Below are 1602 nucleotides of genomic sequence, written 5' to 3' on the forward strand. Positions count from 1 at the left end.
TTCGATTGCGGATCAGGTGTGGTTTTCGTCCCGGGCTGCAGAGTAGCAGCATCCTGGACGAGTTCGGCCGAGCGATCAATCCTCTTGTCACCGAACTGCACGATCACGTCGCCTGGCTTGATGCCGATCGCGGCAGCCGGTGTGCCGGGCACGACCGAATTGACCAGCGCACCTGCCGGGCGCGGCAGACCAAAGGCCACTGCCAACCCGGGTCCTACGTCCTGTACCTCGACGCCAAGACCGCCCGGGGGTACCTTGCGCTGGGTTTGCAACTCCGATCGCACCGTGGTCGCGAAATGCCGATCACCTCGCTAGCGCGGTTGAACAGCGGGCCACCCGAGTTGTCGGGGTTGACGGAGACGTCGGTCTGGAAAAAGGGAAAATTGCTACCATCCGGTAGCGTGCGGGAAGTGGCGCTGACTATGCCGGCTGTGATGGTATTCTGGAAGCGGTCGGGCGATCCGATCGTCAGCACCTGTTCGCCGACGCGCACTCGCGACGAGTCGCCAAGTTTGACCGTCGGAAGCTTCGTGGCGTCGATCTGAATCACCGCGACGTCGCTCTGGGCGTCGACAGCCAGCACCTTTGCCTTGAACTCGCGCCGGTCGGTCAGCCTGACCATAACTTCGTCGGCTTGATCCACCACATGAGCCGTAGTCAGAATGAGGCCATCGGGCCTAACGATGAATCCGGAGCCCGCACCCGATATCGCGCCTGGCGGGTTGGCATCGGGGTGTTCGAGGGGCCGAGTAGGGCCTAGCTCGTTTTCAGTTCGTGTTCACAAGCCGCGTAGATTTTCCAGACGTTCGGCGAACGATAGTCCATTCGCCAGCCATCCGTGAACAGTTTGGCAAGCCAGGCCGAGTCAGCGAAGTGGGGGAGCTTGGCAAAATCCAGTGCGATTTTCTCCGACAAAGCGCCGAGGCGCACGACCTGCAGCCAGTCGGCTTCTGCCCCATTGCTGTGAAACCAGATATTCAGCAGCTCCACGTAATGATCGGTTCGCAGCCAACCGCCCGTACGCGCTTGAGCAACCAGTTGCCCCACTACCAGATAGCAGAGCAGTTCGGCACGGGCTTCGTCATCAAGTTTTGCTAGGGCGTGTTCACACTATTTGAGTCCATCGACAATGAGGGCGAAATTGATGAAAGCAAGGAACATCACGTCCAGTTTGTCGAAGCGGGAAAAGATGCGGCGAAAGCCTTTGAGGCGTCGAAAGAGGCGTTCCACTTCGTTTCTGCGCTTGTACATTTCGCGATCGTATTCCCACGGTTCAAGCCGATTGCTTTTGGGCGGAACAACCGGTATGAAACCAAGGTCGGGAGCGAGTTGTCGGGTTTCGTCGCCTTCATATGCCTTGTCCATCAGCAGATGCAGTGGCCGATTGGGCGAGCCAAGTCTTTGCAACAGGGCACGCCCCTCTGGCGCATCACCAGCCTGGCCGGGAGACAGCGCGAATGTTATGGCTGTTCGAGCATCCGCGGCAACCATATGAATCTTGGTGGTCCATCCACCTCGGGATTTTCCGATTGCTTGAGGTCCGTTTTTTTTAATGCACCGGTACCATCAGGATGAACCTTAATCATCGTGCTATCCAGCGAG

1 protein-coding gene and 2 pseudogenes are annotated in these 1602 nt (G+C 58.4%); all 3 read right to left on the reverse strand.

The genetic code is table 11. The features are described 5' to 3' along the window. Positions 1-724, reverse strand: a pseudogene (locus tag FVF58_RS50960) (S1C family serine protease); the annotation flags it as partial. 32 nt (positions 725-756) lie between these two features. Continuing rightward, positions 757-990 carry a hypothetical protein gene (locus tag FVF58_RS50965; protein ID WP_149676982.1) on the reverse strand — a complete coding sequence of 78 codons (234 nt, stop codon included), beginning with the start codon at positions 988-990 and terminating at the stop codon, positions 757-759. A gap of 120 nt (positions 991-1110) precedes the next feature. Then, positions 1111-1602 (reverse strand): annotated as a pseudogene (locus FVF58_RS50970) (IS5 family transposase); the annotation flags it as partial.

The sequence above is a fragment of the Paraburkholderia panacisoli genome, from assembly GCF_008369935.1.
Taxonomy (GTDB): Bacteria; Pseudomonadota; Gammaproteobacteria; order Burkholderiales; family Burkholderiaceae; genus Paraburkholderia; species Paraburkholderia panacisoli.